Here is a 21,938-nt window from a genome sequence, read left to right as displayed (position 1 = left end):
CTTTTTTAAGAAAATATGCGACACTAGCTCAGTTGGTAGAGCGCAACCTTGCCAAGGTTGAGGTCACGAGTTCGAACCTCGTGTGTCGCTCCAAATTCTTTGCTTGAAAAAGCGAGTTGTCACCGTACTCAACGATGAAACGTGATGCGACACTAGCTCAGTTGGTAGAGCGCAACCTTGCCAAGGTTGAGGTCACGAGTTCGAACCTCGTGTGTCGCTCCAAATTCTTTGCTTGAAAAAGCGGGTTGTCACCGTACTCAACGGTGAAACGTGATGCGACACTAGCTCAGTTGGTAGAGCGCAACCTTGCCAAGGTTGAGGTCACGAGTTCGAACCTCGTGTGTCGCTCCAAATTCTTTGCTTGAAAAAGCGGGTTGTCACCGTACCCAACGGTGAAAGCGATGCGACACTTGCTCAGTAGGTAGAGCGCAACCTTGCCAAGGTTGAGGTCACGCCTCGTTCCTTGAAGATCAGGAACTTCGTGTGTCGCTCCAAATTTCCTACTTGATAGGAAGATCACAGCTTAATACATTGAAAGCTGTAGAATCACAAACCATTACTGTGAAGTAATAGTCTTAGAGGTCAGAGCTTTGCCTCGCGAGGTTCTATCGGACACTGTCCAGACCACCTCAAGCTTACATAAGTATCAGTGAGCTGAAACCAACATCATCCCAAATCAGTGAAGACAGCCGAAAGGTTGTTTTTTTGTCTGAGAATAAGATGCTCTGTACTCCCATACTGAGAAGTATTGGCGACCATCAATGATGACAGTCAATGTTGTTTAGCCAATATGGGCTACACTACAATCTTGTCTGCACGTCAAATCAGCCCCAGAGCACATGAGTGTGCATACGCTTGGGTCTGCTGTTATCCAAACGACATTCTGCATTTGCATCATCTAATGCACAGAGTTATCCACATTGTTTTGTTTGTGGATAAGTCAGTTGATTAGTTGTGTTGTCTATCTGTGCATAACTCTGTGCATTTAAATAAATATCCCCATTATCAACAGAAAATGAATCTTTCGTTAATTGTTTAACTCATTGTTTTTTATGTGCTTAATTGTGGCAAATTCAAAGTTGTGAACAGAGTGATCATATAATGATCATGGTGAATAACATTCTTAAACCAAACAGCTTCAGCTTGTGCTTAATAACCAGTGTTCATAACCAAAATGGTGCAAATGAAATTGTTTTCCACATACAAAAAAGGCTGATCGGGATCGCGTTTTGTAGCCCGTGAATCACCCGCAAACGGAGGGGACGCGCGGTGACTGGTTTCAGGCGTCTCGGGGAAGTCCTTTTTCGACGATACGGATCAGTCGCTTGGTTTTATTGGCCACGACATCGACCCGGGCTTCATCCCGCCTGGCGATTTGACGACAGATTGACCAGTCAAGGTGCTCATCCAGCACACTGTCCAACCCTTTCCGTTCAATCAAAGCGTTAAGCAGTTCAGGTGTGTAGGGCGCATTACCAATGGCGACACTGAGATTGCGTAGCCATTTGAGATGGCCGATGCGCCGAATGGGCGAGCCTTCGGTGTTCTTCAAAAACGTGGCTTCGTCCCAGCGGAATAATGTCAGTAGATCTTGCTGATAGAGCTGCGGCCGGCAGTGGTAATCCGGTTCATCGGTAATTGCCGATTCCCGGTTGTAAGGGCACACCAGTTGGCAATCATCGCAGCCGTAAATCCGATTCCCCATGGCTTCGCGAAATTCTTCCGGAATAGGGCCATCCAGCTCAATGGTCAGGTAGGAAATACAGCGACGCGCATCGACCACCCCTTCAGCGACGATGGCCTGAGTCGGGCAACTGGTGATGCAGGCCACACACTTGCCGCATTGATTATCGACTGGCTCATCGGTGGGTAAAGGCAAATCAATCAGCAACTCACCGAGAAAGAACCAGGAACCTGCGTCCTCACTTAAGATGAGGGAATGCTTGCCCGTCCAGCCTAATCCGGCTTTTTCCGCGAGCGGGCGCTCCAGGATGGGGGCAGAATCGACAAAGGGTCGGTAGCCAAAAGCACCGGTAATCTGTTCGATTTTCTGGCCCAGCTGTTTGAGGCGGTTACGGACCAGCTTATGGTAATCGCGGCCGAGGGCATAACGGCTGATATAGGCTTGCTCTGGCTGTTTCAGGGTTTGAGCAAAGCCGGCTTCCGGTGGCAGGTAGTTCATCCTGACGCTGATGACTCTGATTGTACCGGGCAATAATTCTGCCGGACGGGCACGCATCATGCCATGACGGGCCATCCAGTCCATCTCGCCGTGATAGCCGGCATCCAGCCAGCGTTGTAACTGCGCCTCGTGCTTTGACAGATCAACATCGCAGATACCGACATGCTGAAAACCCAGGTCTTTACCCCATTGTTTGATGTCGTGAGCGAGCTGTTGATAGTCGAGCATGATGTGGCTGCCGTCTGATGGATGAATTGGGGGCCGGAGTGTAGCACAGTTCGCACGGTGAAAAATAATTGGCGATGGCGAAAAATACGGCACAGATTGTTGTGCCCGGAAACGCTTTTCGGCACTATTTTAAAGTATATGCCCAGTATGGTGTGCTTTGATAAGCAGACGCAGCGCTAAGGAAATCGTGCCGACATGACAGAGACTTCGTTACCCAGTTCCGCTTATCGGGCTGAGCAGGTCAGGCTGGGTGAGAAACAGGCGGCGCAACAGCTGGGCTGGCCGATGTATCAGTTAATGGAAAACGCAGGGTCAGCGCTATTTGACTGCCTTCAGCAGTACCATCCTGCGGCCCGGCATGTGCTGGTGTGTTGTGGCGGCGGTAACAATGGCGGTGACGGTTATGTGGTTGCCCGTCTGGCACGCGAATACGGACTCACAGTCACCTTGTGGCAGTTGGGGGAGGCTTCCCGTTTACAGGGCGATGCGGCGCTGGCCCGGGATGCCTGGCTGGCCTGCGGTGGCAAGATAGACACCCCAAAGCCACAGATTGATGCAGCGGTTGATGTGATTATCGATGCTATCTTGGGGACCGGGCTGTCCGGTGCCGTGCGTGATCATGCTGCCGCACTGATAACAACGCTCAACGCTGCCGCGAAGCCTGTTCTTTCTGTGGATATACCGTCGGGCTTGTGTGCCGATACCGGCCGGATTTTGGGTGAGACGGTAAAAGCCTGGCAGACAGTCACCTTTATTGGCATGAAAAGAGGATTGTTGACCGGGCAGGCCGCCTTGTACCGGGGGAGTTAATCTTTGCCGGGCTGGGGGTTGCCAAGGTATTCGAACAACTGCAACCATCCAGTATCAGCTTGATTCAGCAAGAGGACGTTGCCGCCATGCTGCCGCCGCGCTCGCGGACAGCCCATAAGGGCAGTTACGGCCGGGTGCTATGCCTGGGCGGCGATCAGGGCATGGGCGGTGCGATTCGTCTGGCCTCTGAAGCCTGTGCCAGAGCTGGCGCAGGCCTGACGGCGGCCGTCACACATACTGACAATGTGCTGGCAATTGTAGCCGCGCGTCCTGAAATAATGGCTCAGGGCTGGCAAATGGGCCTTGACCAGGATAATCAACAGCTCAGCGGCCGAATTGGCTGGGCTGATGTTGTCGTATTAGGCCCGGGTCTGGGTCAGCGCGCATGGGGAAAAGCGCTCTATGCCAGCCACAGTGTGGTGCGACAGGATCAGTCACTGGTACTGGATGCAGATGGATTGAACTTATTGGCTCAGACACCAGACTATAAAGAGAACCGCATTTTGACGCCTCACCCGGGTGAGGCTGCCCGATTACTCAACCTGACCGTTACAGAGGTCGAAGCTGATCGTTTTGCCGCCGCAGAACAGATCCAGCGACGTTATGGCGGGGTTGTAGTACTGAAAGGAGCCGGCACTGTGGTGTATGATGGCCGGCAGCATTATGTCTGTCTGGCCGGAAATCCCGGCATGGCGACGGGTGGAATGGGGGATGTGCTGGCAGGACTGATTGGTGGACTGCTGGCACAGGGGCTGACGCTATCGCAAGCGGGCCGGACGGGTGTGGATTCACAGCCGGGCGGCTGATCTGGCTGCAGCGTCAGGGGAGCGCGGCTTGCTGGCCGGTGATCTCTTTGCGTATATTCGACAATTGATAAATCTAAGATAAAGATAACGACAACAATGCAGACATTGAATATTGTGTTGGCCGATGAAGCGGCAACGGTGGCCTTTGGTCAACAACTGGCTCAGGCCTGTGAGCGGCAGACGACGATTTACCTTCACGGTGATTTAGGTGCAGGGAAAACGACCTTTTGTCGGGGCTTTATCCGTGCGCTGGGTCATCAGGGTAATGTAAAAAGTCCGACCTATACCCTGGTGGAACCTTATGAACTGCCGCCCTGGCAGGTTTATCATTTTGATCTTTACCGTCTGGCCGATCCGGAAGAGCTGGAATTTATGGGTATCCGTGACTATTTCACCTCGGATGCTATCTGTCTGGTCGAATGGCCGGAAAAAGGCACCGGATTATTGCCGGCGCCGGATCTGGATATTGAACTTCGCTACGTAGATCAGCACCGTCAGGTTGAAGTGACGGCGAACAACGGCTACGGGATGGCAGTGTTAAAGAAACTGGAGCAGAGTTGATTCAATGGGGTGGCGCAGAAGTTTTTCTTTGACGGTATTTCTTGCCGGGATAGCGAGCGGCTCAGCTCTGGCCAATGAAGTAGAAGGGATTCGTGTCTGGCCAGCCCCGGATGAAACCCGGGTCGTGCTGGACATGGAGGAAGAGCCGACTTTTACCTATTTTACGCTGACGAAACCTGATCGTCTGGTGATCGATCTGAAGGCGACGTCGTTGAAATCCTCGTTACCGGTTGTGGTCAAAGACAGCGATGTATTGACGAAAATTCGCAGCAGCAGCCCGCCGGAAACCGGGACAGCCCGGTTGGTGTTTGAAACCCGCGCCACCACGTCCCCCAAAATTTTTAAACTGCCACCGACTCCGGATGGTCATTACAGTCACCGCCTGGTGCTGGATCTGCCGCATGCGGCTAAAACCGAAACCGTTAAATCGGCGGACACGGGCAGCAAGGCAAAAGCGGTCGACAGCATTCATCTGCCTTACGGTAATGATGATATTATCGTGGCCATTGATGCCGGCCATGGTGGCGAAGATCCCGGCTCTATCGGACCGAGCCGGAAATATGAAAAAAATGTCACTTTGACTATTGCCCGCAAGGTGGCTGATCGCATTAACGCCACACCCGGCATGAAAGCGGTCATGACCCGCCGCGGGGATTACTTCGTCAATCTCAACAAGCGCTCCGAAATCGCCCGCAAGAACAAAGCGCATTTACTGGTTTCCATCCATGCGGACGGCTTTCATAAACCGCAGCCGCAAGGGGCCTCTGTTTGGGTATTGAATACCCGCCGCGCCAATACCGAAATCGGTCGCTGGCTCGAACAGCACGAGAAGCAGTCTGAATTGCTGGGCGGCGGCGACGTGCTGTCCGGCGGCCAGGATGATCAGTACCTGAGTATGGCGGTGTTGGATTTGCAGTTCAGCCATTCGCAAAAAGAAGGGTATGACGTTGCCAGCCGGGTCCTGAACGAAATGGCCAAAGTAACTAAGCTGCATAAGTCAAAACCCGAGCATGCCAGTCTGGCGGTGCTGAAATCGCCGGATATTCCTTCCCTGCTGGTAGAAACCGGATTTATTACCAATCCGCGCGAAGAGCGCTTGCTCAACAGCACCAGCCACCAGAACAAACTCTCAGAGGCGGTGTATAAGGGAGTGCTGGCTTATTTCAATGATAAACCACCGGAAGGGACCTTATTTGCCGCCCGCAAGCACGGTATTAAGCACAAAGTCGCCAGTGGCGAGTCATTGAGTGTGATCGCCGATAAATACAGCTCGTCTGTCCAGGCCATCCGTCAGATGAACCAGCTGTCATCCAATGTGGTGAAAGTGGGCCAGATACTGCGCATTCCCGCCGGTAAAACGGTCAGCCACAGCAGGGGCACCTCCAACAGCAGTGCCGCCGTGGCCAGCATCACGAAAAGCACTGTGGTGCATACCGTGCAGCGGGGTGAGTTTTTGGGTAAGATCGCCAGCCAGTATAAAGTAACGGTCGACAGCATTCGTCAGACGAACGCTTTGCGCTCCGATGAACTGGCTGTCGGTCAGAAGCTGAAAATTTCGGTTCAGCGCAAGCTGGTGGAGCATACGGTACGCCGCGGTGAGTTCCTCGGTAAAATTGCTGCCCATTATGGGGTCAGCGTCAGTAGTATCCGGCAAGCGAATCAGCTAAGCTCAGATACACTGGCGGTGGGCCAGAAACTTAAAATTCCAAGCACTTAATTGCAGACCTGATTATGCCCATTCAGATATTACCTGCCAGGCTGGCGAACCAGATTGCCGCTGGTGAAGTCGTGGAACGCCCTGCTTCTGTGGTGAAAGAGCTGGTAGAAAACAGTCTGGATGCTGGCGCAACCCGTATTGAAATCGACATTGATAAAGGCGGCAGCCGCACCATTCGCATCCGTGATAACGGAGTAGGGATCGTGAAAGAAGAGCTGCAACTCGCGCTCAGCCGTCACGCCACGTCAAAAATTACCACCCTGGATGATCTGGAAGCGATCGCCAGCCTTGGCTTCAGAGGCGAGGCACTGGCGAGTATCAGTTCGGTCTCCCGCCTGACACTGACCTCCCGTACCGACGCGCAGCCGGAAGCCTGGTCGGCTTATGCCGAAGGGCGTGACATGACGGTGCAGCTTAAACCGGCCGCCCACCCGGTCGGGACCACCGTGGAAGTGCTGGATCTGTTTTTCAATACTCCGGCGCGCCGTAAATTTCTCCGGACCGAAAAAACCGAATTTGCCCATATTGATGAACTGCTCAAACGCATCGCACTGAGCCGGTTCGACGCCAGTATACTGCTGCGTCACAACGGCAAACTGATCCGCCAGTACCGTGCGGCAGAGACACAGGCGCAAAAAGAGCGCCGGCTGGCCGCCGTGTGCGGGCAGGGATTTTTGCAACATGCGCTGTCACTGGAGTTGGGTCACGGCGATCTGAGCCTGTCAGGCTGGATCTGCACCCCGCAAGGGGCGCGGGCACAGAACGATATTCAGTACTGCTATGTCAATGGCCGGATGATGAAGGATAAGCTGATCAATCATGCGATCCGTCAGGCCTTTGAAGGCGCCCTGGCCGCAGAGCAGTACGCGGCTTACGTGCTGTTTATTGAAGTCGACCCGCACCAGGTGGATGTGAACGTTCACCCGGCCAAGCATGAAGTCCGCTTTCATCATGCCCGTCTGGTGCATGATTTTATCTATCAGGGTGTGCAAAGTGCATTGCAGCAGAGTGGCGCTGAAACCAGCCTGTACTCGGCACCGGAGCGAGCATCGGCCCGCGGCGATGCCGCCCAGCAGAATGCTTACCAGATCAAAGAGCCGGCGCCACTCAGCAGACAGCCGGACTCGGTACCAGACGCCGACAGCGCGCGCGTCCCTTCCTCCAGAACCCTGGATGCCATTGCCAACAATCCGGCCTATCCGCGACAAGCGCCGGCAAAAGAATGGCGACAGAGCGATATGTCTGTCACCTCAGAGCGCCCGGACGGTCGTCCAGAGCAGGAGAGGGCCTCAGCGTCATCCCGTTCTGCTGCCAGTGCCCGGAGCCACTCGCCTCGTCAGTCTGGCGCAGAAACGCCTTCCAAAGCGGAAGTTGCGGCCTATCAGGTATTGATGCAGACGCAGGTCGCCTCGTCAGAATCTGAGCAAAGGTCACGTCAGCCGCAGAAGACGCCCCCAGACAACGCCTGGCGTGACACGCCGGAACCGGTCAAACGCGATCCGGTACTCAACAGCCAGCCGGAGCACGGGCTGGGCAAAGCGCTGACTGTGATTGCTGAGCGTTATCTGCTGGTCAGTCATGGTGCTGATGTCGCTTTATTATCGCTCACAGAGGCCGATCAGCTGCGTATTAAAGGGCAACTGCAATTTGCCCGTCATGACGGCCTGAAACCTCAGCCATTACTGATCCCGCTCGTGATCCCCACCACTCAGCGATTGAACCAAAGTGCCGGGCAGCACAGCGCGGTATTGCAGAAACTGGGTGTTCAGATCCGGGCAAAAGGGCAGGATAAACTGGTGATCCTGACAGTAAGCCTGCCACTTCGCCAGCAGAACCTGCAGGTGCTGATCCCGGCGCTTTTGGCGCAACTCAGCGCGTTGTCTGAGGCCGGGGAACACCTGAATGACGCAGATTACTGGGACGCTTTACTGGACTGGCTCGCCGCCGAGCTGTCGGCGCACAGTGAACGCTTCAGCCTGTCTCAGGCCATCACGTTGCTGGGTGAACTCGAACAACTCTGGGGAACAACCCTGGAATCTTATTATTCCCGGTTGCTGCGTCCGGTCGATTTGCAGCCGGCATTAGAAGCGTTTAATCATGACTAAATCTCTTCCACAGGCCATTTTTCTGATGGGGCCGACCGCGTCGGGTAAAACCGATCTGGCAATCCGTTTGCGTCAGCAGCTGCCTGTTGAATTAATCAGTGTGGACTCGGCACTGATTTACCGTGATATGGATATCGGTACCGCGAAACCGGATGCCGCTGAGCTGGCCCAGGCGCCGCATCGGCTGATCGATATTCGTGATCCGTCACAAAGTTATTCAGCCGCCGATTTTCGTGCAGATGCCCTGAAAGAAATGGCAGATATCGTCGCAGCTGGTCGCATTCCATTATTGGTTGGCGGCACGATGCTCTACTTTAAGGCATTGCTGGAGGGGCTTTCGCCACTACCGCAGGCTGATCCGGCCATTCGTGCTGAGATTGAGCAACAAGCCCAGGAGCAGGGGTGGCTGGCTTTACATCAAGAATTGCAACGAATTGATCCCGTCTCTGCGACACGGATCCATCCAAATGATCCACAACGATTGTCGCGGGCATTGGAAGTTTTTCGAATTTCAGGTAAAACTTTAACTGAGTTGACCCAAACGCAGGGGGAAACATTACCTTACCAGGTACACCAATTTGCGATAACACCCATGGATAGGGCTATTCTTCATCAGAGGATCGAACAGCGCTTTGACAAAATGATCAAAGCAGGCTTTGAACAGGAAGTTCGAGCCTTGTATGAGCGGGGGATCTGCATCCGGATCTCCCGTCAGTGCGCTGTGTTGGATACCGACAGATGTGGGATTACTTTGACGGTAATTGCACCTTGGATGACGCAGTTTTTCGCGGAATCTGTGCAACCCGTCAGTTAGCCAAGCGGCAGATTACCTGGCTTCGCAGCTGGAAAGCGCTGACTTGGTTGGATAGCAGTGATGTAGAGAAAGCGTTACAAACAGTCACAAACTCCGTTAGCCGTGAGGTTTGATTAACGTGTATACTCATCTCTGCTTTGCGTATTGTTTTTTGTTCATTGAAACATACAACTACAAACAAATAAGGAAAAGAAAGAATGGCTAAGGGGCAATCTCTACAAGACCCGTTTTTGAATGCGCTGCGTCGTGAAAGAATCCCGGTTTCTATTTACTTGGTCAATGGTATTAAGCTCCAGGGACAGATTGAGTCATTTGACCAGTTCGTGATCCTGCTGAAAAATACGGTCAACCAAATGGTGTACAAGCACGCTATTTCTACTGTCGTGCCGGCTCGCCCGGTCAATCATCACCACTCAGGTGATCGTCCGACAACAGAACGTGGCCAGGAAAAAACAGAAGAATAACATTCTTCGATAAGGAGTTGATTGCTTGTTTGACCGTTATGAAGCCGGTGAACAGGCAATTCTTGTTCATATCAACTTCACGCAAGAAGGGGAATGGGAAGATCTCAGCGAGTTTGAAATGCTGGTCTCCTCGGCGGGAGTCAATAAGCTGCGTGTGATTACAGGCAGCCGACAGTCTCCCCACCCTAAGTATTACGTGGGAGAAGGTAAAGCACAGGAAATTGCCGATGCGGTCAGAGCGGAAAACGCCGAGATCGTCATTTTTAACCATTCACTCTCGCCAGCCCAGGAGCGAAACCTGGAGCAGCTGTGCAAATGCCGGGTTCTGGACAGAACCGGATTGATCTTGGATATCTTCGCTCAGCGCGCGCGAACCCATGAGGGTAAGCTGCAAGTCGAGCTGGCGCAGTTACGTCATATTTCTACCCGTTTGATCCGCGGCTGGACCCACCTTGAACGACAGAAGGGCGGGATAGGTCTGCGCGGGCCGGGTGAAACTCAGCTTGAAACTGACCGTCGTTTGCTGCGCGAAAGGATCAAGGCGATTCTGCGCCGACTGGATAAAGTCTCCAAACAGCGGGATCAGGGTCGTCGGGCCAGAAGTCGGGCAGATATTCCGACCATCTCGTTAGTCGGTTATACCAACGCCGGTAAGTCTACCCTGTTTAACCGGGTGACGGATGCTGGGGTGTATGCTGCAGATCAGCTGTTCGCCACCTTGGATCCGACGTTGCGGAAAATTGATGTGGAGGATGTGGGAACCAGTATCCTGGCTGATACGGTCGGATTTATCCGCCATCTTCCTCATGATCTGGTGGCTGCGTTTAAAGCCACACTGAAGGAAACCCAGGAAGCCGCGTTGCTGTTACATGTGGTGGATGCCAGTGATGAGCGTTATCGGGAAAATATCGATGCGGTCAACACGGTACTGGAAGAGATCGACGCCAGTGATGTCCCGGTATTGGTGGTCATGAATAAGATCGACAATCTGGAACAGGCTGAGCCGCGTATTGAGCGCGACGAAGACGGTATTCCACGGTGTGTCTGGGTTTCTGCCCGTGAAGGAACCGGGATTGACCTGCTCTTCACGGCACTGACGGAACGGCTGTCCGGGACTATGGTCACCCATACTCTGTGCCTGCCGCCGGCAGTGATCGGTCGCTTCCGGAGCAAGTTTTATCAGCTTGGGGCGATTGTCCGGGAAGAGTATGAAGAAAATGGTAACCTGATACTGGATGTACGTTTACCCATCGCAGAATGGGCTCGACTGCAAAAAGAGAGCACCAGGGGCTGGATGACTTTATCCTTGCCTGATGGACTGCTAGAGTAATAAAAACTGTCGTCATATCATATTGATGGAGTTCTATAATGGCGTGGAATGAGCCTGGAAACAACGGTGGCCGCGATAAGGACCCTTGGGGGAACAATAATCGTGGTGGTCGTGAACAAGGGCCGCCTGATCTCGATGAAGTGTTTGCAAAACTGAGTCGTAAGTTTGGTGGTATTTTTGGGAATAAGCGTGGACCTTCGAGCGGTGGCGGTGCTGTCGGCTTAGGTGTCATTGCTGTTATCGCGGCTGCGATTTGGGGATTTTCTGGGTTTTACACTGTTGGCGAAGCTGAGCGTGGCGTCGTACTTCGGTTTGGTAAATTCTATGAAATGGTCGATCCTGGTCTGAACTGGAAACCTACCTTCATCGATGATGTTGAGCTGGTCAACGTACAGGCGATTCGTTCTCTGCGCAGCTCAGGTCTGATGCTGACAAAGGATGAAAACGTACTGCGAGTTGAAATGGAAGTGCAGTACAGGGTTTCTGATGCACAGAAGTATCTGTTCAGTGTGACCAATGCGGACGACAGTCTGCGCCAGGCGACGGATTCTGCACTGCGTGCGGTGATCGGTGACTCCACGATGGATGAAGCCCTGACCCGTGGTCGCCAGACCATTCGTGCCAATACCCAGACGGATATCGATAAGATTACCGACAAGTATGACATGGGTATTCTGGTTGTGGACGTGAACTTCCAGTCGGCCCGTCCGCCGGAAGCCGTGAAAGATGCATTTGATGATGCAATTGCGGCCCGTGAGGATGAGGAGCGCTTTGTGCGCGAAGCAGAAGCGTACAGCAACGATATCCTGCCAAAAGCGACAGGTCGTGCTGAACGTCTGAAGAAAGAAGCGGAAGGGTATACTGAAAAAGTGGTTAACGGCGCACTGGGTGAAGTGGCTCAATTTGAGAAACTGCTGCCTGAGTACAACGTAGCGAAAGAAGTTACCCGTAATCGTCTGTACCTGGATACCATGGAGCGCGTTTACTCCAACACCAGCAAAGTGATGGTGGACTCGAAATCCGGTGGCAATCTGTTATATCTGCCTCTGGACAAGCTGATGAATCAGTCTGAAGCCAGTAAGCAGCAAATGAGCCCATCCAGCTCGTACGGTATTGAGCTGGAGAAGACGGAAAATGCGAATCCTACTCCAGCGGCACCGCGTGCTGATTCTGGTCGTCAGGGGAGATATTAATTATGCGTAAGTTAATTATCCCGCTCGTAGTCATTCTCATCGCTCTGGTGTTGATGTCCGTCTTCGTCGTTAAAGAGGGCGAGCGTGGTATTGTGGTTCGTTTCGGTCGAATCATCAAAGATGACACTAGCAACATGACGCGTGTGTATGAGCCGGGCCTGCACTTCAAAGTGCCGGTATTTGACCGTGTTCGTAAGCTGGATGCCCGTATTCAGACCATGGATGATCAGGCTGACCGTTTTGTCACCTCTGAGAAAAAAGACGTGATTATCGACACTTATGTGAAGTGGCGTATTCAGGACTTCGGTCAGTATTACCTGACCACCGGTGGCGGTAATACCGCAACGGCGGAAGGGCTGCTGAAACGTAAGGTGGTCGACAGTCTGCGTGCGCAGATCGGTGCCAAAGAGATCAAACAGATCGTGTCTGGTCCGGATCGCGGCAACAACGTGGATGCCGGCGCTGCTGCCCCCGTTGATGAAAGCGTGGCCATTGCGTCTGAAATTGTCCAGGAAGTAGCCCCCAAGCGAGAGCTGGAAGGCGAGCGTGACAAGATCATGGCCGATGTACTGGCTGAAACTCAGATCAGTGCCCGTGACCTTGGGATTGAAGTGGTTGATTTCCGCATGAAGAAAATCAACCTGCCGGATGAGATCAGCGAGTCGATCTATCGCCGTATGCGTGCCGAACGTGAATCGGTTGCGCGTAAGCACCGTTCTCAGGGCCGTGAAAAAGCCGAGGTTATCCGTGCGCAGTCTGAGCTGGAAGTCGCCAAGATTATTTCTGAAGCTGAACGTATTGCCCGCATCCAGCGCGGTGATGCCGAAGCAAAAGCAGCAGATATCTATGCGACTGCGTTTAACAAAGATCCGGAGTTTTATAACTTCCTGCGTTCTTTGAAAGCGTACGAAAACAGCTTCAGCTCCAAGCAGGATATTCTGGTGGTGGATCCGAACAGTGATTTCTTCAAATACATGAAAGGGTCGGACGGCCTGAACTAAGCGGGTTCAGTGCTGACAAAAAAGACAAGGCGTTGGCCTTGTCTTTTTTTGTCTGATACCTGGAGATTGTGAGCCGATAGCGGGGGAAAACGATGAGTCAAACATTCTGGCTGGCCGTCGGGCTGGTCCTGATTCTGGAAGGTTTGGGGCCATTGCTGGCACCCAGAGGCTGGCGCGAACTGATCAGTCAGTTGAGCCGTCAGGATGATCAGACATTGCGCCGCATAGGGGGTTGTTTAGTCGTCGCTGGCAGCGTGATTGCTTATCTCATGTTCACCCAGCTGTAAATCCTGACGTCGGGTATTCGTGAAGCCTGACTTTCGATTTTCTGGGTCATGGTCAAAAAATGACTGCAAGCAAATTTGTAAGGTGCTAGAATCCATTTTTAACTACTGATAGACGAAGAAAGATGGCAAACAATGTAGTCGTTCTCGGCACCCAGTGGGGTGACGAAGGTAAGGGCAAGATCGTTGATCTGCTGACTGAAGATGCACAATATGTGGTTCGCTACCAGGGCGGTCACAACGCAGGTCACACCCTTGTCATAGATGGTGAAAAAACTGTCCTGCACTTAATCCCTTCAGGCATCCTGCGTAACAACGTGAAATGCATTATCGGTAACGGTGTTGTCCTTTCTCCAGATGCTCTGCTGAAAGAAATGGAGCCACTGGAAGCGCGTGGTATTCCAGTTCGTGAGCGTTTATACCTGTCAGAAGCTTGTCCGCTAATTCTTCCGTATCATATTGCGCTGGACCAGGCTCGTGAACTGGCTCGTGGTAAGAAAGCAATCGGTACGACTGGCCGTGGTATCGGTCCTGCCTATGAAGATAAAGTTGCTCGTCGCGGTCTGCGTGTTGGCGATTTGTTCGATAAAGAGGCATTTGCCGAGAAGCTGAAGGAAGTGATGGCTTACCATAACTTCCAGCTGGAGCATTATTACAATGTTGAGCCTGTAAGCTACGAAGAAGTACTGGAAACTGTGCTGGCTCAGGCGGACATCCTGACATCTATGGTTATTGATGTAACCCAGGAGCTGGATGACGCACGCAAGCGTGGCGACAAGATCATGTTCGAAGGTGCACAAGGCACGCTGCTGGACATCGACCACGGTACTTACCCGTATGTGACTTCTTCTAACACGACTGCAGGCGGTGTTGCTGCCGGTTCTGGTTTCGGTCCTCGCTACCTGGGTTACATTCTGGGTATCGCCAAAGCCTACTGCACACGTGTTGGTGCAGGCCCGTTCCCGACTGAACTTGATGACGCAGTTGGTGAGCACCTGGGTGTGAAAGGTAATGAGTTTGGTGCGACCACAGGCCGTAAGCGTCGCTGTGGCTGGTTTGATGCCGTTGCAATGCGCCGTGCCGTGCAAATCAACTCAGTGTCGGGTTTCTGTCTGACCAAGCTGGATGTTCTGGATGGTCTGGAAGAAATCAAGATCTGTACCGGTTACAAACTGCCGGATGGCAAGATCCTGACTGTGTCTCCAATGGCGGCTGATGCATTCGAAAACGTAGAGCCTATCTACGAAACGATGCCAGGCTGGACTGAGACCACCTTCGGTGTGAAAACACTGGAAGAGTTACCACAGGCGGCACTGAATTACATCGCGCGTCTGGAAGAGCTGACAGGTGTACCTGTCGATCTGATCTCAACCGGCCCTGATCGTAACGAAACCATCATCAAAGTTCATCCTTACGCAAGCTGATTGCTGAGCGATATGACCTGATGCTCAAAAGCCAACCTTCGGGTTGGCTTTTTGTTGTTCGCTTTCTGAAATTTTGGCTAAAGTCTGTTTGCCTCTGGTCGATAAGGTTCATACCGCCGGATTTTTTATCGTTTCAGCGAAGAAATGTGGCTGAGTCCAGTCGTAATGTTTCAATGTAAAGAGAGAGCGGAATGGTTCTGCGTGCAATAGTGCTTTCAGCTTTAATGGCGGCGATGCCGGCTAAAGCGATTACAGATGTTGGGGATGCTGTGCCTTTGTATTCAGAGGCGGAACTGATCCATCTGTTTGAGAGCAACCAGCAGTTACAGCGCGTGAAAGCCGATGAGTGCCAGTTGGTACAGGATATTGAAGTGCGGGCAGAGCGTGTTGAACTGCCGGCGTATCAGTTTCTGTATGGCGACATGCTGGCCTGGGGCGTGTGTGTGCAGCGTGACGTTGAACTGGGTCTCTATTACATGGAAACCGCGGCTCGCCAGGGCCTGCCTTCGGCGCTGGAACAGCTGGGCCGTTATTATGCCCGGGGCACCCTGGTGCAGCAGGATCGGGAACGTGCAATTCCTTATTTGCGTGAAGCGGCGGCGATGGGCCATCTGGCAGCACGCATTCAGCTTGCCGAGTTGCTGCTCAATGACTATGGCAGCCCGTTGGATTACGAAGATGCTTATCGCTGGCTGTATCAGTCCGTCACGGCTGACGGCCGCACCCACAGAAAGATTACTCAGTTACGCCGCAATTTAGAGCAGCGTATGCCTTCCAATGTGATTGCTCGCGCGAAGCGACGAGAGAGCTTCTGGTAACCTCCCTCTTACCCAGGCGATTTTTGGCCTGCGGTATCTTTTCAGGCAGTTAGCGCTTAGAATGTGATCTGAGCGGCATTTAACTTGTCGCGTTGCTTGAGCTGCCGGAGACAGGCAGGCTCACAAAACAAGCGTGTAAGCGACTGATTCACACGCAGATATTATCTTCATTTATTGGAGCGGAATTTGACCTGCTCCCAACTAATTATTGATGGCAGGGATATACTTAGGGTATCTGGCTGCCAATACGGATTATTTTATGTCCAAAGGTACAACTGATTTACCCGTCGATCCTTTCCGCGAGCGGGAAGCTCAAAACTACGAAAACCCCATCCCAAGCCGTGAATTCATTCTGGAAGTGGTTCGCGGCTTTAGTACACCTGTCAATCGCGATCAGCTGTTTACCGAGCTGAAATTGCAGGGCGAAGACCAGTATGAAGGCCTTCGCCGCCGATTGCGCGCCATGGAGCGCGACGGCCAGCTGGTGTACACCCGCCGCCAGTGTTACGCACTGCCGGAAAGGCTGGATTTGATCAAAGGCCATGTCATCGGCCATAAAGACGGCTTTGGCTTTGTGCGCCCTGAAGGCAGCGGCATGGCCCGTCAAGATGACCTGCTGTTGCCGTCTCATCAGATGCGCGGTGTGATCCATGGTGATTACGTGCTGGTTCAGGTAGCAGGCGTTGATAAACGCGGCCGCCGTGAAGGGCGTATAGTCCGTGTGCTGCAAGAATACAGCGGCCAGATTGTCGGCCGTTATTTTATTGAAGACGGTATGGGCTTTGTCGTACCGGATGATTCACGGATCTCGCAGGATATCGTGATCCCGCAGGAAGAGCGTCAGGGCGCCCGTATGGGGAACGTCGTGGTGGTGGAAATCACCCAGCGCGCCACCCGTCAGTACAATGCTGTCGGTAAAATTGTGGAAGTGTTGGGTGAGAACATGGCACCGGGCATGGAAATTGAAATTGCCCTGCGTACCTACGATATTCCCCATGTCTGGCCGGCAGAAGTTGAGAAGCAGGTCGCGACACTGAAAGAAGAAGTGCCGGAAGAGGCCAAAAAAGGCCGTGTGGATCTGCGGGATTTGCCGCTGGTGACAATCGACGGCGAAGACGCCCGTGATTTCGATGACGCTGTGTTCTGTGAAAAGAAAAAATCCGGTGGCTGGCGTTTATGGGTGGCTATCGCCGATGTCAGCTACTATGTGCGTCCTGACAGCGCGCTGGATAAAGAAGCGATCAACCGTGGTAACTCGGTTTACTTCCCGGCACAGGTGATCCCGATGTTGCCTGAAGTGCTGTCGAACGGTCTGTGCTCGCTCAACCCTCAGGTTGACCGCCTGTGTATGGTTTGTGAGATGACCATTTCGGCGGCCGGCAAACTGTCCGGCTACCGGCATTACGAAGCTGTGATGAACTCCCATGCTCGCCTGACGTACACCAAAGTCAGCAAGATGCTGGAAGGGGACGAGGAGCTGCGTCAGCGCTATGCGCCTTTGGTGCCGCACCTGGAAGAGCTGTACAGCATGTACAAAGTGCTCAAGCTTGCGCGCGAGCAGCGCGGTGCCATTGAGTTTGAAACGCTGGAAACCCAGTTCATTTTCAATGCGGATCGTAAGATTGACCGTATTGTGCCGTCAGAGCGGAACGATGCCCACAAGATCATCGAAGAATGTATGATCATGGCCAATGTGGCTTCCGCCAAGCTGGTGGAAAAAGCCAAAGAGCCAGCGCTGTACCGGGTGCATGATACCCCGGGTGAAGAACGCCTGACAGGCTTCCGGGATTTCCTCGGTGAGCTGGGTCTGAATCTGACCGGTGGTCTGGAGCCTGCGCCGAGTGATTATGCTCATCTGGCTGCGGCGATCCAGAATCGTCCGGACAAAGAACTGATCCAGACCATGTTGTTGCGTTCCATGAAGCAGGCGGTGTATCAGGCGGAGAACCTGGGCCACTTTGGCCTGGCGCTGAACTCATATGCGCACTTTACTTCACCGATCCGCCGCTATCCTGATCTGGCTCTGCATCGTGCTATCAAATATCTGATTGCCAAAGAAAACGGCACTCACAAAGATCGCTGGACGCCGACCGGCGGCTACCACTACTCCTTCGACGATATGGATGTGCTGGGCGAGCAATGCTCAATGACAGAGCGTCGTGCCGATGATGCCACGCGTGATGTGGCTGACTGGCTGAAATGTGAGTACATGCAGGACCATGTCGGTGATGAGTTTGAAGGCGTGATTGCCAATGTGACGGGCTTTGGCTTCTTTGTCCGCCTCAATGAGCTTAATATTGACGGCCTGGTACACATCTCAAATCTCGATAACGATTACTACCAGTTCGATCCGATTGGTCAGCGCCTGGTGGGGGATGCCTCCGGCAAAATTTACCGTCTGGGTGATACGGTCCAGGTGAAAGTCGCGGCAATTAACCTCAATGACCGCCAGATTGATTTCGAACTGGTGGGCGGCGGCAGAAAGTCCCGCCGGCCGGGTAAAACCGCGCAAACTCGTGAGAAGCAGCAACGGATGCGCAAAGCAGAAGGCTTGCAGCGTCAGAACCTGAAAGCGTACCGCGTTGAAAACGGTGAAGCGCAGCAGGAGCACAAAGCGGAAGCGAAGAAAGAACGCACTTCTGTCCGTCAGCAGCTGAAAGCCGGTGTTATCGCCAAGCCTGGCAGCGAAGACGACAAGAAAGGCAAAAAAGCCAAGAAAAAAGATAAGGCAAAAAAGAAATCGGTCAAGGCGCGCAAGCCGCGGGCCGGTAAGAAAGAACGAGCGGCGAAGAAGACTAAGTAATGCGTAATGATATGATTTTCGGCATTCATGCCGTCAGCGCTGTGCTGGGTTCCGATCCGGCACGCTTCATTGAAGTCTTTGTGCTGAAAGGGCGTCAGGACGAGCGTGTATTGCCGCTGCTGAACGAATTGCAGCGATTAGGGGTGACGATTCAGCAGACCGGCCGAAAGGCTCTGGACGATAAAGCCGACGGCGGCAGCCATCAGGGGATTGTGGCGCGGGTAAAACCGGGTAAACAGTACAATGAACAGGATCTGGATGACCTGCTTGAAGGCAAAGACAATCCACTGCTGCTGATACTGGATGGCGTGACTGATCCGCATAACCTGGGCGCGTGTCTGCGTAATGCCGATGCCGCCGGTGTGGTGGCGATTATCGTGCCGAAAGACAGGGCCGCCCAGTTGAACGCAACCGCGTCTAAAGTGGCCTGTGGCGCTGCTGAAGTGGTGCCGCTGATTCGGGTGACCAATCTGGCCCGCACTATGCGTGCCTTGCAGGACAAAGGGATTTGGATTGTCGGCACCGCCGGTGAAGCGACTCATGACCTCTATCAAAGCAAACTGACCGGGCCGCTGGCCATCGTGATGGGCGCGGAAGGGGAAGGGATGCGTCGTCTGACCCGTGAGACCTGTGATGATCTGATTAAGATCCCGATGGCGGGCACGGTCTCCAGTCTGAATGTGTCGGTTGCAACGGGTATCTGCCTGTTTGAAGCGGTGCGCCAGCGCCAGGGCTAAAACAAAAAGACCTGCAAAATCAAATGAAATGCCATCCGCTCGGGTGGCATTTCTGTCTGCGGTGAAAATAAACACCAGCACAGGGCGATATCGCTGTTCTTTTAGTTGCGCTGAGCGGTGTAATTCTGTACTATCTCGCGCCTAAATTCTCGGTTTTATTTTTTCGTTCCTTGCTTCCCCAGGATAACCGAGCTGAACAGGGAAGCTGAATAATCCGTAAGGAGCAACCCATGCGTCATTACGAAATCGTATTTATGGTGCACCCTGATCAAAGCGAGCAAGTTGCTGGCATGGTCGAGCGTTACACTGGTGCTATCAAAGATTCTGGCGGTCAAATCCACCGTCTGGAAGATTGGGGCCGCCGTCAACTGGCTTACCCAATCAACAAACTGCACAAAGCACACTACGTTCTGATGAACGTTGAAGCAGAGCAGTCTGTGGTCGACGAGCTGGAGTCAAGCTTCCGCTTTAACGATGCTGTGATCCGTAACATGATCATGCGCACTAAAGGCGCTATCACTGAGCCATCTCCAATGATGAAGGCTAAAGAAGAGCGTGCCCCACGTCGTGAAGATCGTGCTGATGCACAATCTGAAGGTCACATGGCCGACGCTGAGTAATTATTGAATGACCAATCGTCTGGAGCTGTCTGGCACTGTTGCCAAGCACCCCAAACGAAGCCAGTCCCCGGCGGGCGTACCTCATTGCCATTTTGTGCTTGAGCATCGTTCCAACCAGGTGGAAGCGGACTTAACCCGGCAGGTGTACTGTTACATCAACGTGGTGGTCAGCGGTAAAGGTCAGCAATTACTCACTCATGATTTAGCTGTCGGAAGCAACATTAAAGCCGGGGGATTTATCTCGTGGCAAACCGGCCGGAATGGCATAGGTAAATTAGTGTTGCATGCCGATCATATTGAAAAAATTTAGTTCAGGAGATAAGCCCATGGCACGTTTCTTCCGTCGTCGTAAGTTCTGCCGTTTTACTGCAGAAGGCGTACAAGAGATTGACTACAAAGATGTAGCCACTCTGAAAAACTACATCACTGAAGCTGGTAAAATCGTACCAAGCCGTATCACAGGTACTCGCGCTAAGTACCAGCGTCAGCTGGCTCGCGCTATCAAGCGTTCACGTTACCTGGCTCTGCTGCCATATACTGACAAGCATCAGTAATAGGCCCGGTTTAATTAAGTTTAAGAGGACAAGATAATGCAAGTTATTCTACTTGATAAAATCGGTAACCTGGGCAGCCTTGGTGATCAGGTAAGCGTTAAAGCTGGTTATGCTCGTAACTTCCTGATCCCTCAGGGTAAAGCAGTTATGGCTACCAAATCTAACGTTGAAATGTTTGAAACTCGTCGTGCTGAGCTGGAAGCAAAAGTTGCAGAGCAACTGACTGCTGCTCAAGCGCGTGCTGAGAAAGTTAACGCTCTGGAAGCTGTAGTGATTGCTTCTAAAGCGGGTGACGAAGGCAAACTGTTCGGTTCAATCGGTACTCGTGATATCGCTGATGCAGTAACTGCTGCTGGCGTTGAAGTTGCGAAAAGCGAAGTACGTCTGCCAGAAGGTGCTCTGCGCACAACTGGCGAATATGAGATCAGCCTGCAGCTGCACTCTGACGTATTTGCAACAGTTAAGCTGGAAGTTGTTGCTGCTGAGTAATCAGCACCGGCACTTCTGCGAAAAAACCAGCCTCAGGGCTGGTTTTTTTATGTCTGGAGAAAGGCTGTCAGCAGGATGGCACAGCTCAGTCATGACGCTGTTCAGTAATGGAATAGCAGGTTGATTGTCATGGTGCCGTCGCGCTTTTGCAGCCCGTCCGGTACCCAGCTGTTGAACTTCTGCGTGTTGCTGAGCTTGATGGCGATATGTTCTGAAATCGCACTGGTGAGAGACACCTGGGTTTCCAGCGTGCTGTTACTGTTACCGGCGATGCCTGTCAGCCGGACATTCAGCTCGACATCTTTGGACGGTTTCCAGATCCAGCGGGTGCTGCCACGCAGGATCAGTTCATCGACGGTTTCAGGCACGATGATGTCATCATCGTCAATTTCGTCGATGTTGGGTTCCTGATGGCGGTAACCCGGGCCGGCTTCAATTTCCATCATCATGTTTTCCAGTCGGATAACCCGGTAGCCGATACCGGTTGCCAGGGTGAAATCCCTGAAGTAGGGGCCGTATTTGTCGTCGATGTAGCTGGTATTGCCCAGCACATACGCCCGTTCATTGATGATGAAGTCGCTCTGTAATTCGAGCTGGCCTTTGCGTTTTTCTTCCTCACCATCTTCTTCCGCCAGCAGGTATTTGGCTTCGACCTGCTGACGAAACTGATCTTTGACATAGGTCAGTCCCAGCCGGGTATTGAGCGATTTGGTATTCGAGTTGCCGGAAAGCGACTGGTATCCCAGCTCCAGTTCACTGGACCAGGGCGAGGTGATCGGCGGGAGTTCTGGCACATCTTCTGCCCAGGCGTCTGCCATGATACACAGGCCGGATGCCAGTACAGGAAGCAGGATGCATTGATTTGCCACGTGCCCTCCCAACAACTGACACAAGAAACGACGGCTAGCACAAAAAAGTGCAAAACAAGGTGTAGGCGGCGCAGTGTAGCTGAAAAATGTCAGATGATCGTCAGGATGTTGCGCTATTAGACATAAATT

The 21,938-nt window shown here is 52.8% G+C and carries 17 protein-coding genes, 4 tRNA genes and 3 pseudogenes; 22 read left to right on the top strand and 2 right to left on the bottom strand.

The features are described 5' to 3' along the window. Positions 1–17: 17 nt before the first annotated feature. The 4 genes from P4S53_RS07965 (at position 18) to P4S53_RS07950 (ending at position 494) form a co-directional block, all read left to right on the top strand. Positions 18–93, top strand: a tRNA-Gly gene (locus tag P4S53_RS07965). 53 nt (positions 94–146) lie between these two features. Continuing rightward, positions 147–222, top strand: a tRNA-Gly gene (locus tag P4S53_RS07960). Positions 223–275: 53 nt separating this feature from the next. Next, positions 276–351: transfer RNA gene (locus P4S53_RS07955), tRNA-Gly, on the top strand. 52 nt (positions 352–403) lie between these two features. Next, positions 404–494, top strand: a tRNA-Gly gene (locus tag P4S53_RS07950). A gap of 785 nt (positions 495–1,279) precedes the next feature. Here P4S53_RS07950 and queG read toward each other — a convergent pair. Continuing rightward, a complete protein-coding gene (gene queG / locus P4S53_RS07945) occupies positions 1,280–2,410 on the bottom strand; it encodes a tRNA epoxyqueuosine(34) reductase QueG (protein ID WP_337112259.1) in 1,131 nt (376 codons plus the stop codon). Positions 2,411–2,605: 195 nt separating this feature from the next. On the opposite strand from queG, the pseudogene P4S53_RS07940 reads away from it, so the two are divergent. The 18 genes and pseudogenes from P4S53_RS07940 to rplI all read left to right on the top strand — a co-directional run bounded on the left by P4S53_RS07940 (position 2,606) and on the right by rplI (position 20,940). Continuing rightward, positions 2,606–4,108 (top strand): annotated as a pseudogene (locus tag P4S53_RS07940) (NAD(P)H-hydrate dehydratase). A 14-nt stretch (positions 4,109–4,122) separates the two neighbouring features. Then, complete coding sequence (gene tsaE, locus P4S53_RS07935) at positions 4,123–4,587, top strand: tRNA (adenosine(37)-N6)-threonylcarbamoyltransferase complex ATPase subunit type 1 TsaE (RefSeq protein ID WP_337112258.1); 465 nt, start codon at positions 4,123–4,125, stop codon at positions 4,585–4,587. Positions 4,588–4,591: 4 nt separating this feature from the next. Next, the gene (locus tag P4S53_RS07930) at positions 4,592–6,304 is read left to right on the top strand and encodes an N-acetylmuramoyl-L-alanine amidase (protein WP_442958647.1); all 1,713 of its coding nucleotides are present in this window, start codon (positions 4,592–4,594) and stop codon (positions 6,302–6,304) included. 14 nt (positions 6,305–6,318) lie between these two features. Beyond that, entirely contained in the window at positions 6,319–8,409 is a 2,091-nt protein-coding gene (gene mutL / locus P4S53_RS07925) for a DNA mismatch repair endonuclease MutL (protein ID WP_337112256.1), read from the top strand. Beyond that, positions 8,402–9,336 (top strand): annotated as a pseudogene (miaA, locus tag P4S53_RS07920) (tRNA (adenosine(37)-N6)-dimethylallyltransferase MiaA). Before mutL ends, miaA begins: the two are co-directional and overlap by 8 nt. Positions 9,337–9,420: 84 nt before the next feature. Further along, positions 9,421–9,687: an RNA chaperone Hfq gene (gene hfq / locus P4S53_RS07915; RefSeq protein WP_027254057.1), complete on the top strand. Its 267-nt coding sequence runs from the start codon at positions 9,421–9,423 to the stop codon at positions 9,685–9,687. Between the two features lie 25 nt (positions 9,688–9,712). Further along, positions 9,713–11,001: pseudogene (hflX, locus tag P4S53_RS07910) on the top strand (ribosome rescue GTPase HflX). Between the two features lie 54 nt (positions 11,002–11,055). Next, the gene (gene hflK / locus P4S53_RS07905) at positions 11,056–12,210 is read left to right on the top strand and encodes an FtsH protease activity modulator HflK (protein ID WP_337112254.1); all 1,155 of its coding nucleotides are present in this window, start codon (positions 11,056–11,058) and stop codon (positions 12,208–12,210) included. A 2-nt stretch (positions 12,211–12,212) separates the two neighbouring features. After that, positions 12,213–13,211 carry a protease modulator HflC gene (gene hflC / locus P4S53_RS07900; protein WP_337112253.1) on the top strand — a complete coding sequence of 333 codons (999 nt, stop codon included), beginning with the start codon at positions 12,213–12,215 and terminating at the stop codon, positions 13,209–13,211. 92 nt (positions 13,212–13,303) lie between these two features. Next, positions 13,304–13,498: a DUF2065 domain-containing protein gene (locus P4S53_RS07895; RefSeq protein ID WP_337112251.1), complete on the top strand. Its 195-nt coding sequence runs from the start codon at positions 13,304–13,306 to the stop codon at positions 13,496–13,498. Positions 13,499–13,620: 122 nt separating this feature from the next. Continuing rightward, complete coding sequence (locus P4S53_RS07890; RefSeq protein WP_337112249.1) at positions 13,621–14,919, top strand: adenylosuccinate synthase; 1,299 nt, start codon at positions 13,621–13,623, stop codon at positions 14,917–14,919. Between the two features lie 191 nt (positions 14,920–15,110). Then, positions 15,111–15,737 (top strand): flagellar protein MotX, encoded by a 627-nt coding sequence (motX, locus tag P4S53_RS07885; RefSeq protein WP_337112247.1) that lies wholly within the window; start codon positions 15,111–15,113, stop codon positions 15,735–15,737. Positions 15,738–15,996: 259 nt separating this feature from the next. Continuing rightward, positions 15,997–18,540 (top strand): ribonuclease R, encoded by a 2,544-nt coding sequence (gene rnr / locus P4S53_RS07880; protein WP_337112246.1) that lies wholly within the window; start codon positions 15,997–15,999, stop codon positions 18,538–18,540. Beyond that, positions 18,540–19,277, top strand: coding sequence for a 23S rRNA (guanosine(2251)-2'-O)-methyltransferase RlmB (rlmB, locus tag P4S53_RS07875; RefSeq protein ID WP_337112245.1), 738 nt, complete (start codon positions 18,540–18,542; stop codon positions 19,275–19,277). Before rnr ends, rlmB begins: the two co-directional genes overlap by 1 nt. 230 nt (positions 19,278–19,507) lie before the next feature. Beyond that, on the top strand, positions 19,508–19,897 hold the full coding sequence (rpsF, locus tag P4S53_RS07870; protein ID WP_337112244.1) for a 30S ribosomal protein S6: 390 nt from the start codon (positions 19,508–19,510) through the stop codon (positions 19,895–19,897). A 7-nt stretch (positions 19,898–19,904) separates the two neighbouring features. Further along, entirely contained in the window at positions 19,905–20,207 is a 303-nt protein-coding gene (gene priB, locus P4S53_RS07865) for a primosomal replication protein N (RefSeq protein ID WP_027254047.1), read from the top strand. Positions 20,208–20,223: 16 nt separating this feature from the next. Continuing rightward, positions 20,224–20,451 (top strand): 30S ribosomal protein S18, encoded by a 228-nt coding sequence (rpsR, locus tag P4S53_RS07860; protein WP_002539422.1) that lies wholly within the window; start codon positions 20,224–20,226, stop codon positions 20,449–20,451. A gap of 36 nt (positions 20,452–20,487) precedes the next feature. After that, positions 20,488–20,940, top strand: coding sequence for a 50S ribosomal protein L9 (rplI, locus tag P4S53_RS07855; protein ID WP_192017359.1), 453 nt, complete (start codon positions 20,488–20,490; stop codon positions 20,938–20,940). A gap of 101 nt (positions 20,941–21,041) precedes the next feature. Here rplI and P4S53_RS07850 read toward each other — a convergent pair whose 3' ends face one another. Next, entirely contained in the window at positions 21,042–21,809 is a 768-nt protein-coding gene (locus P4S53_RS07850; protein WP_337112243.1) for a DUF481 domain-containing protein, read from the bottom strand. Positions 21,810–21,938 lie beyond the last annotated feature (129 nt).

Source organism: Photobacterium sp. Hal280, assembly GCF_037162255.1.
Classification (GTDB): Bacteria; Pseudomonadota; Gammaproteobacteria; order Enterobacterales; family Vibrionaceae; genus Photobacterium.
The sequence above is the reverse complement of the archived record's forward strand: the minus strand, read 5'-3'. Positions and strand labels throughout refer to the sequence as shown.

What these genes read in the sequence shown, in the direction of transcription:
- rplI (WP_192017359.1), top strand. Translation starts at nt 20,488, where the DNA reads ATGCAAGTTATTCTACTTGATAAAATCGGTAACCTGGGCAGCCTTGGT.
- rpsR (WP_002539422.1), top strand. Translation starts at nt 20,224, where the DNA reads ATGGCACGTTTCTTCCGTCGTCGTAAGTTCTGCCGTTTTACTGCAGAA.
- hflK (WP_337112254.1), top strand. Translation starts at nt 11,056, where the DNA reads ATGGCGTGGAATGAGCCTGGAAACAACGGTGGCCGCGATAAGGACCCT.
- hfq (WP_027254057.1), top strand. Translation starts at nt 9,421, where the DNA reads ATGGCTAAGGGGCAATCTCTACAAGACCCGTTTTTGAATGCGCTGCGT.
- tsaE (WP_337112258.1), top strand. Translation starts at nt 4,123, where the DNA reads ATGCAGACATTGAATATTGTGTTGGCCGATGAAGCGGCAACGGTGGCC.
- motX (WP_337112247.1), top strand. Translation starts at nt 15,111, where the DNA reads ATGGTTCTGCGTGCAATAGTGCTTTCAGCTTTAATGGCGGCGATGCCG.
- mutL (WP_337112256.1), top strand. Translation starts at nt 6,319, where the DNA reads ATGCCCATTCAGATATTACCTGCCAGGCTGGCGAACCAGATTGCCGCT.
- priB (WP_027254047.1), top strand. Translation starts at nt 19,905, where the DNA reads ATGACCAATCGTCTGGAGCTGTCTGGCACTGTTGCCAAGCACCCCAAA.
- rlmB (WP_337112245.1), top strand. Translation starts at nt 18,540, where the DNA reads ATGCGTAATGATATGATTTTCGGCATTCATGCCGTCAGCGCTGTGCTG.
- rnr (WP_337112246.1), top strand. Translation starts at nt 15,997, where the DNA reads ATGTCCAAAGGTACAACTGATTTACCCGTCGATCCTTTCCGCGAGCGG.
- P4S53_RS07895 (WP_337112251.1), top strand. Translation starts at nt 13,304, where the DNA reads ATGAGTCAAACATTCTGGCTGGCCGTCGGGCTGGTCCTGATTCTGGAA.
- queG (WP_337112259.1), bottom strand. Translation starts at nt 2,410, where the DNA reads ATGCTCGACTATCAACAGCTCGCTCACGACATCAAACAATGGGGTAAA.
- hflC (WP_337112253.1), top strand. Translation starts at nt 12,213, where the DNA reads ATGCGTAAGTTAATTATCCCGCTCGTAGTCATTCTCATCGCTCTGGTG.
- P4S53_RS07930 (WP_442958647.1), top strand. Translation starts at nt 4,592, where the DNA reads ATGGGGTGGCGCAGAAGTTTTTCTTTGACGGTATTTCTTGCCGGGATA.
- rpsF (WP_337112244.1), top strand. Translation starts at nt 19,508, where the DNA reads ATGCGTCATTACGAAATCGTATTTATGGTGCACCCTGATCAAAGCGAG.
- P4S53_RS07890 (WP_337112249.1), top strand. Translation starts at nt 13,621, where the DNA reads ATGGCAAACAATGTAGTCGTTCTCGGCACCCAGTGGGGTGACGAAGGT.